Origin of the sequence: Nocardioides sp. (assembly GCF_031397825.1) — a bacterium.
In the GTDB taxonomy this organism is placed as follows: Bacteria; Actinomycetota; Actinomycetes; order Propionibacteriales; family Nocardioidaceae; genus Nocardioides.
Genome location: NZ_JANNML010000176.1, coordinates 1 through 8,019, shown reverse-complemented (window position 1 = coordinate 8,019; position 8,019 = coordinate 1). Strand labels below are relative to the sequence as shown.

Sequence of the window (8,019 nt, the reverse complement as noted above, 5' to 3'; positions counted from 1 at the left end):
CGAAGGACCGGCCCGCGTGTTCCCCACCCGGACCCCGATTCCTTCACCCACCACTGAACTCAAGGAGACACCACAACCGTGGCCGTCAAGATCCGTTTGAAGCGCCTGGGCAAGGTCCGGGTGCCGCAGTACCGCATCGTCGTCGTCGACTCGCGCAAGAAGCGCGACGGCAAGGTCATCGAGGAGATCGGCAAGTACCACCCCAAGGAGGACCCGAGCTACATCAGCGTCGTGTCCGACCGGGCGGTCTACTGGCTCGGTGTCGGCGCGCAGCCGACCGAGGCGGTCGCCAAGATCCTCAAGATCACCGGCGACTGGCAGAAGCACAAGGGCATCGACGGCACCGAGGGCACCCTCAAGGTCGCCGAGCCCAAGCGCGACAAGCAGGAGATCTTCAACGAGGCTCTCAAGGAAGCGGCGAGCGAGCCCAAGGGCGACGCCGTGACCAAGAAGACCGAGAAGAAGAAGGCCGCCAAGGCTGAGGAGCCCGAGGCTGCTGCCGAGGCCCCCGCTGCTGAGGCTCCCGCCGAGGAGGCCCCCGCGGCCCCGGCCGACGAGACCCCGGAGGTGGCGGCTGAGGCCGAGGCCACCGAGGGCGACGAGTCGAAGGCCTGAGCCCGATGCTCGCCGATGCTCTCGAGCACCTCGTCCGTGGTGTCGTCGACAACCCCGATGACGTCGTCGTTCGAGACAAGCAGCTGCGCCGTGGCTCGATCCTCGAGGTCCGGGTCCACCCCGACGACCTCGGCAAGGTGATCGGTCGCGGCGGCCGCACGGCGTCCGCGTTCCGCACCGTGATCGGTGCGCTCGCGGGCAAGAACGACGCCCGCATCGACTTCGTCGACGTGGACCGCCGCCGCTGACGGCGAGGCGCACAGCACCACGCTCCACGGACCGGGCGTCCTCCTGCGGGAGGGCGCCCGGTCCGCTTTTCCGCCCCACGGTGCGCTGGCCCTACCCTGAGGCCGTGCAGCAGATCGAGCTCGTGGTCGGACGGATCGGCAAGCCCCACGGCATCCGCGGCGAGGTCACCCTCGACCTGCGCAGCGACGAGCCGGACCGGCGCTTCGCCCCGGGCGCCGTCCTCGACGTGCAGCCCCCGAAGGGCTCGGCCTTCTCGCACCGCACCCTGACCGTCACCCGGGCCCGATGGCACCAGCAGACACTGCTGGTGACCTTCGAGGAGCTCGCCGACCGCACGGCCGCCGAGACCGCCCGCGGCGTTCTGCTGCGCGCCAACGTCGACGCCGACGAGACGCCCGAGGATCCCGACGAGTACTACGACCACCAGCTGATCGGTCTCACCGCGTTCGACCTCGAGGGGCGCGAGCTCGGGACGGTCAACGCCGTCGCCCACGGTGGCGCCCAGGACCTGCTGACCGTGCGCACCCCCGACGGTCGTGACGGGCTGGTGCCCTTCGTGAAGGCCCTGGTGCCCGAGGTCGATGTCGCCGGCGGCCGCATCGTGGTCGCCGACCGGCCGGGACTGGTGACCCCCCTCGAGGACGACGAGTCGTGAGGCTCGACTACCTCACGATCTTCCCCGACTACTTCGATCCGCTGACGCTCTCGCTGCCCGGCAAGGCCCGTGACCGGGGCCTGATCGACGTGCACGTCCACGACCTGCGCTCCTGGACCACCGACCGCCACCACACCGTCGACGACACGCCCTATGGCGGCGGCGCCGGCATGGTGATGAAGCCGGAGCCCTGGGGAGCAGCCTTCGACGAGCTCGACCTCGACGGTGCCACGATCGTGTTCACCACGCCGTCGGGCGAGCCCTTCAGCCAGGCGCTGGCCCGCGACCTCGCGACCCGCGAGCGGCTGGTCTTCGCGTGCGGTCGCTACGAGGGCATCGACCAGCGGGTGCTCGATCACGCGTCGGGCCGGGCCGAGGTGCGTGAGGTCTCCATCGGCGACTACGTCCTCAACGGGGGAGAGGTCGCCGCGCTGGCGATCACCGAGGCCGTCGTCCGCCTGCTGCCCGGCTTCATGGGCAACGCCGAGTCCCTCGTCGAGGAGTCGCACGAGGACGGCCTGCTGGAGTACCCCGTCTACACCAAGCCCGCTTCCTGGCGCGGCCTGGACGTGCCCGACGTGCTCCTCTCGGGTGACCACGCGCGCATCGCCCGCTGGCGCCACGACCAGGCCGAGCGTCGTACGACGCAGCGCCGGCCGGACCTGCTCCGACCCGACGCGGTGGCCGGCGCTGGCGGCTGGGAGGTCGTGCCCGCGACGCGGGGCGACGCGGGGGAGCTGCTCACCCTGCAGCGTGCCTGCTGGCTCCAGGAGGCGATCGCCAACGAGAGCGTCGCCGGGATCCCGGCCCTGCACGAGTCCCTCGACGACGTGGTGGCGGGACTCGTGGACTGGACCACCGTCGTCGTGCGCTCCCACGGTCGGCTGGTGGGCGCTGCGCGTGGTCGGCTCGACGGGGCCGTGTGGGACATCGGCCGGATCATGGTCGCCCCCGACCTCCAGGGCCGCGGGCTCGGACGCCTGCTGCTGGAGCACGTCCAGGCGATCGCGCCGGCCGCTGCGACGTCGTACGCGCTGTTCACGGGGGAGCGCAGCCTCGACAACCTGCGGATGTACAAGAAGGCGGGTTTCCGGCTGCGTCCCGACCTGCCGTCGCCGCCCCTCGCCGTGGTGCTGACCAAGCCGAGACGCTGATTTCGGTCGGGACCCGGCGGTGTGGCAAACTCGACCCCCGGTCCAGTCGGCCGAAGGTCCGCTCCGAAGCCCACGCGGAGGGTCTGCGTCAGGTTCCTGCCACAGGGGGAGCCTTGCGCCGCCGGCCACACGTCTGGCCACACCGCTGAACCCATCCGATACCGCGTCTGACCTGTGGCACTCGCGAGGAGAAATCATGACCAACCTCATTGCCGAGCTCGGCAACGCCGCCAAGCGCGACGACGTCCCGGCCTTCCGCGCCGGTGACACCATCAAGGTCCACGTGAAGGTCGTCGAGGGCAACCGTGCCCGCGTCCAGATCTTCCAGGGTGTCGTCATCCGCATCCACGGCGCCGGCATCGGCCGCACCTTCACCGTCCGCAAGGTCTCCTTCGGCGTCGGTGTCGAGCGCACCTTCCCGCTGCACTCCCCGATCTTCGAGATGGTCGAGGTCGTCACCCGCGGTGACGTGCGTCGCGCCAAGCTCTACTACCTGCGCAACCTGCGCGGCTAGGCTGCCAAGATCAAGGAGCGTCGCGAGTTCTGAGCCCCCGGCTCTTCTCGAACGACGCTTGCCTAGACTCTGCGCGTGACCTCCGACTCCCGCGGCAACGAGCCCGTCGACCCCTCTCCGGAGGGTGACTCCGACCTGGCCGCCGCTGACGAGTCAGGGGTCGCGCGCACTGTCGTCTCCGACCCCACCGGCGGGTCCGGCTTGGACGAGGCCGATGTCGCCGGCGACACGGTGGCGAAGCGGAAGCGCAAGAACCTGCCGATCTGGCAGGAGACGATCCTGCTGCTCGGCGTCGCCCTGGTGCTCGCGATCGTCATCAAGGCGCTGTTCGTCCAGGCGTTCTACATCCCGTCGGAGTCGATGGAGCCGGGCCTGGTCAAGAACGACCGGATCCTGGTCCAGAAGCCGTCCTACTGGTTCGGCGGCTCGCCCTCGCGCGGAGACGTCGTCGTGTTCGAGGACCCGGGCGGCTGGCTCGGCGCCGCCGAGGACTCCGGCCCCACCAACGCCTTCACCAGCGCGCTGGCCAAGATCGGGCTCTACCCGACCGGCGGCCACCTGGTGAAGCGCGTCATCGGGGTCGAGGGCGACGTCATCGAGTGCTGCGACGCGGAGGGGCGGCTGCTGGTCAACGGCGAGCCGCTCGAGGAGGACGACTACGTCCCCGCCGAGGTCGGCATCAAGTGCAAGGGCCCGATGACGGGCAACTGCGACTGGTCCGCCGGCCCCGTGCCCGAGGGTCACATCTTCGTGATGGGCGACAACCGCGCCCATTCGGCCGACTCGACCGTGCACCTGTGCACCGAGGCCGAGACCGACTGCAGCGACAGCCCCTACGTCTCGACCGATCTCGTGGTCGGCAAGGTCTTCGTGCTGGTCTGGCCGCGCGACCGCTTCGACTGGCTCGACCGGCCCGAGACGTTCGCGGACGTGCCCGAGCCCGCCGCAGCCCCCGCCGCAGACTGAGCGCTCGTGAGTGACCTGCCCCGAGGTCTCACCGTGCGTCGCGACGCCGGCCTCTACGGCTACGAGCGCGCGCTGCGCCGCCACGGCATCGAGCCGATCGCGGGGGTCGATGAGGCCGGGCGAGGTGCCTGTGCGGGCCCGCTGGTGGCGGGAGCGGCGATCCTGCCGCCCGGTCGCGCCGGGATCGTCCCAGGACTGGCCGACTCCAAGCTGCTCACCGAGAAGGCGCGTGAGCGCTGCTACGAGCAGATCGTCCGGCGCGCCTCCTCGTGGGCGGTGGTCGTCGTGGAGCACGACGAGTGTGACCGGCTCGGGATGCACGTGGCCAACATCGAGGCCCTGCGGCGTGCCGTCGCGCTGCTCGACCTGCCGCCGGCCTACGTCCTGACCGACGGCTTCCCCGTCGACGGGCTCGGGGTCCCGGGGCTCGCGGTCTGGAAGGGCGACCGGGTCGCCGCGTGCATCGCGGCCGCCTCGGTCCTCGCCAAGGTGACCCGTGACCGCCTGATGACGGACCTCGACGGCGAGTGGCCGGCGTACGACTTCAAGACGCACAAGGGCTACATCACCGAGACGCACACCGCGGCGCTGACCGAGCACGGCCCTTCGCCGGTGCACCGCATGCGCTTCGTCAACGTACGACGAGCGGCCGGCCTGGAGCCCCTGCCCGGGGCCGTCTCCGCGCAGGCCGCGTCAGAGCCGCTGCGGTAGCCCGAAGACCGTCTGCACGCCCGAGGAGAACAGCACCGAGTCGGGCGCGCGGTCGGTGATCCCCGGCAGGCCGGCAGCGGTGACCAGCTGGTCGTCCACGTGCAGGGCGCGGGCGTGGCGCAGCGGCCACGGGGCGTGGGTGTTGGGGATCCACCAGCTGTAGCCGAAGCGCCGCGTGTGCAGGCCGAAGCGCGCGGTGAGGAACAGCTCGAGCCCGGCCGGCTCGTCGACGGGTGCACCGACCTCGACCTCGAGGTGGCTGTGGGGGCGCGACAGGCTGCGGCGACGGCTGTCGTAGGTCATCCGGAGTCCCTCGGGGTCCGCCGGCATGGCCGGGGGAGTGCACGACATCCTCGCCCACTGGTAGGGGACCCCGAAGGAGGCGTTGGCCCCCGCGACCACGGCCAGCCGCTCGGCCTCCAGCGACGCGAAGACCACCCCGCGGCGGCCGGCGTCGTCGATCGTGTAGTAGCGCACGTTGGTCTCGAGGAACGTCCCGAGCCACGGCACGGCCGGCCCGTGGCCGACCCCGGCACCGACCATGCGGAACGGGATGAGCCCGACCCAGCCGCTGCCGTCGTACAGGTCAGGGCGGACGCCGTCGGGCAGCTGGGGCACCAGGAGGTCCGGGTCGACCCGCCAGTGGAGGAAGCTGATGTCGCGCCACCACTGGCTCATGATCTGCCGTGACGGCAGTGGCGGCCCCTGACCCACGATCGGTCGGGGTGTCCCTCGTGCCGCGCCGCCTTCAGTCGCCCTCACACGTCTACGATGCCAGTGCCGTGGGAACGCCCGTCCGGCACCGAACCCCCGACGACCCGCAGGAGACCTGATGAGCGCCGAGGAGCTCGAGAAGTACGAGACCGAGCAGGAGCTCACCCTCTACCGTGAGTACCGCGACGTCGTCGGCATCTTCAAGTACGTCGTCGAGACCGACCGCCGCTTCTACCTGTGCAACCAGGTCGACGTGAAGGCGCGCTCGGAGAGCGGTGATGTCGTCTTCGAGGTCTCGATGACCGACGCCTGGGTCTGGGACATGTACCGCCCCGCCCGCTTCGCCAAGAACGTCAAGGTGCTGACCTTCAAGGACGTCAACGTCGAGGAGCTCGCGCCGCGGGAGATCGACCCGCCGAAGGACTGACCCGGTCCACTCCGCTGTTGGGCGGGGCAGGGGTCGGGCGCAGCTGGTGCGCCACCAACCGTCCACAGGTCGCCAGATCCGACCCTCCTCCACAGGGTCCGAGCCTGGCCGCGGTCAGGCGTCGGTGCGGCACGGTCTGCTGGTGCTTCCCGCACCGACCGGAAGGCACCCACGATGGCTCGATCCGCTGCAGCGTCACCCTTCACGCCCGACCCCGCTGCCGAGCGCAAGCGGCTGCTCGGGGAGCGCGGCGAGACGATCGCCGCCCGCCACCTCGTGAGCCGCGGCATGGAGCTCGTCGACCGCAACTGGCGGTGCGACGCCGGCGAGATCGACCTGGTCCTCCGCGACGGCCGGGTGCTGGTGATCTGCGAGGTGAAGACCCGCTCCAGCGAGGCCTTCGGCACCCCGCTCGAGTCGGTCAGCCAGGCCAAGGCCGAGCGGCTCAGACGGCTCGCCGGGCGGTGGCTGCGCGCGCACGACGCCCACCCCGACGACGTACGGATCGACCTGGTCGGGGTGCTCGCGCCGCGGGGCGGCCCGGTCGAGGTCGAGCACGTCGAGGGAGTCGGCTGATGGCCTTCGCGACGGCACGCTCCCTCGCCCTGCGCGGGGCCGTCGGTCACGTGATCGACGTCCAGGTCGACATCTCGCCCGGGCTGGTGACCACGACGCTCGTCGGACGGGTGGACAAGAGCCTGTCCGAGGCGCGCGACCGGGTGCGGATGGCGATCAACAACGACTGTGGCCGCTGGCCGGCCACCAAGCGGGTGACGATCCTGCTCGCTCCTGCCGATCTCCCCAAGACCGGCACCCACTACGACCTGGCCATCGCGATCGCAGTGCTGGCCGCCGACAAGCAGCAGAAGGAGCTCACGCCCGACCTGCTCGACGGCTGGGCCTTCATCGGCGAGCTGTCCGTCTCCGGGGCGCTCCGCCCGGTGCCGGGTGTGCTGCCCATGGTGATCGCCGCGGCCGCCCACGGCATCACGCGGGTGTTCGTCCCGGAGCCGCAGGCGGCCGAGGCCGCGCTCGTGCCCGGGATGACGGTGTTCGGGGTCCGCTCGCTGGCGCAGGCGTCCGCGGTGCTGCGCGGGGTCGAGGTGCCCGAGGCGCCTCCCGTGGTCGCCGCGTCGGCCACGTCCCTCGGCACCTGGAGCGGGGAGGGGCGGCTGGACGACGTCGACCTGGCCGACCTCGACGGGCTCGAGGACGTCCGCTACGCCGTGGAGGTGGCCGCCGCTGGCGCCCACCCGCTGATGCTCGTCGGGCCGCGTGGCACCGGGAAGACGTCGATCGCCGAGCGGATCCCGTCGATCCTCCCCGATCTCACGATCGAGCAGTCGCTCGAGGTCACCGCGCTGCACTCCGTCACCGGCGTCCTTCCCGATGGTTCGGGGCTCCTGCGGCGCCCGCCGTGGTTCGCGCCGCACCACTCCGCGAGCGCCGCGAGCGTGCTCGGCGGCGGCACGGGGAAGGTGCGTCCGGGCCAGGTGAGCCTGGCCCACCACGGCGTGCTCTTCCTCGACGAGTTCCCCCACTTCCGCTCCGACGTGATCGAGGCGATGCGGCAGCCGCTCGAGTCGGGCGAGGTGACCATCGCCCGGGGCGAGTTCTCCGCCACCTACCCGGCTCGCTCCCTCGTCGTGCTCGCGGCCAACCCCTGCCCGTGCGGCAACTTCCACGGCTCCACCGGCGGGTCGTGCGATTGCACTGAGGTCCAGCGGGCGCACTACCGCCGCAAGCTGTCCGGCCCGATCCTCGACCGCGTCGACATCTGGATGGAAGTACGACCCCAGGGCCGGCGCCCGTCGAGCGCGTGGGGCCCTCAGCCGGAGTCCTCGGCCGACGTCCGGGCGCGCTTCACCGAGGCGCGCCAACGACAGGCCCGCCGCTACCGCGACTGTGCCTGGCTGCTCAACTCCTCATGCCCGGGGCCGGTCCTCGCCGAACGCTGGCCGCTGGAGCCCGAGGGACAACGGTTGATCGACGCGGAGCTGGCCGCCGGCACACT

11 protein-coding genes and 1 pseudogene are annotated in these 8,019 nt (G+C 71.5%); 11 read left to right on the top strand and 1 reads right to left on the bottom strand.

From position 1 onward, the window contains the following. Positions 1–78 precede the first annotated feature (78 nt). The 8 genes and pseudogenes from rpsP (at position 79) to RMN98_RS15145 (ending at position 4,864) form a co-directional block, all read left to right on the top strand. A complete protein-coding gene (gene rpsP / locus RMN98_RS15180) occupies positions 79–615 on the top strand; it encodes a 30S ribosomal protein S16 (RefSeq protein ID WP_309649656.1) in 537 nt (178 codons plus the stop codon). A gap of 5 nt (positions 616–620) precedes the next feature. After that, a complete protein-coding gene (locus RMN98_RS15175; protein WP_309649655.1) occupies positions 621–863 on the top strand; it encodes an RNA-binding protein in 243 nt (80 codons plus the stop codon). Positions 864–967: 104 nt separating this feature from the next. Further along, the gene (gene rimM / locus RMN98_RS15170) at positions 968–1,519 is read left to right on the top strand and encodes a ribosome maturation factor RimM (RefSeq protein WP_309649654.1); all 552 of its coding nucleotides are present in this window, start codon (positions 968–970) and stop codon (positions 1,517–1,519) included. Next, a pseudogene (gene trmD, locus RMN98_RS15165) lies at positions 1,516–2,196 on the top strand (tRNA (guanosine(37)-N1)-methyltransferase TrmD); the annotation flags it as partial. The gene rimM and the pseudogene trmD, both read left to right, overlap by 4 nt. A 3-nt stretch (positions 2,197–2,199) precedes the next feature. Beyond that, a complete protein-coding gene (locus RMN98_RS15160; RefSeq protein WP_309649657.1) occupies positions 2,200–2,673 on the top strand; it encodes a GNAT family N-acetyltransferase in 474 nt (157 codons plus the stop codon). A gap of 196 nt (positions 2,674–2,869) precedes the next feature. After that, on the top strand, positions 2,870–3,187 hold the full coding sequence (gene rplS, locus RMN98_RS15155; protein WP_309649653.1) for a 50S ribosomal protein L19: 318 nt from the start codon (positions 2,870–2,872) through the stop codon (positions 3,185–3,187). A 75-nt stretch (positions 3,188–3,262) separates the two neighbouring features. Next, positions 3,263–4,153, top strand: a complete 891-nt coding sequence (gene lepB, locus RMN98_RS15150; RefSeq protein WP_309649652.1) for a signal peptidase I — start codon at positions 3,263–3,265, stop codon at positions 4,151–4,153. A 6-nt stretch (positions 4,154–4,159) separates the two neighbouring features. Then, positions 4,160–4,864, top strand: coding sequence for a ribonuclease HII (locus RMN98_RS15145; RefSeq protein WP_309649651.1), 705 nt, complete (start codon positions 4,160–4,162; stop codon positions 4,862–4,864). On the opposite strand, the gene RMN98_RS15140 is transcribed toward RMN98_RS15145, so the two are convergent. Beyond that, positions 4,847–5,542: a DUF2071 domain-containing protein gene (locus tag RMN98_RS15140; RefSeq protein WP_309649650.1), complete on the bottom strand. Its 696-nt coding sequence runs from the start codon at positions 5,540–5,542 to the stop codon at positions 4,847–4,849. The two genes, RMN98_RS15145 and RMN98_RS15140, sit on opposite strands and share 18 nt — an antisense overlap. Positions 5,543–5,696: 154 nt before the next feature. On the opposite strand from RMN98_RS15140, the gene RMN98_RS15135 reads away from it, so the two are divergent. From RMN98_RS15135 to RMN98_RS15125, 3 genes are all read left to right on the top strand, one after another. Continuing rightward, on the top strand, positions 5,697–6,005 hold the full coding sequence (locus RMN98_RS15135) for a DUF2469 domain-containing protein (protein WP_309649649.1): 309 nt from the start codon (positions 5,697–5,699) through the stop codon (positions 6,003–6,005). Between the two features lie 174 nt (positions 6,006–6,179). Continuing rightward, complete coding sequence (locus RMN98_RS15130; protein ID WP_309649648.1) at positions 6,180–6,581, top strand: YraN family protein; 402 nt, start codon at positions 6,180–6,182, stop codon at positions 6,579–6,581. Next, on the top strand, positions 6,581–8,019 hold a 1,439-nt coding region (locus tag RMN98_RS15125; protein ID WP_309649647.1), incomplete at its 3' end, for a YifB family Mg chelatase-like AAA ATPase. The genes RMN98_RS15130 and RMN98_RS15125, both read left to right, overlap by 1 nt.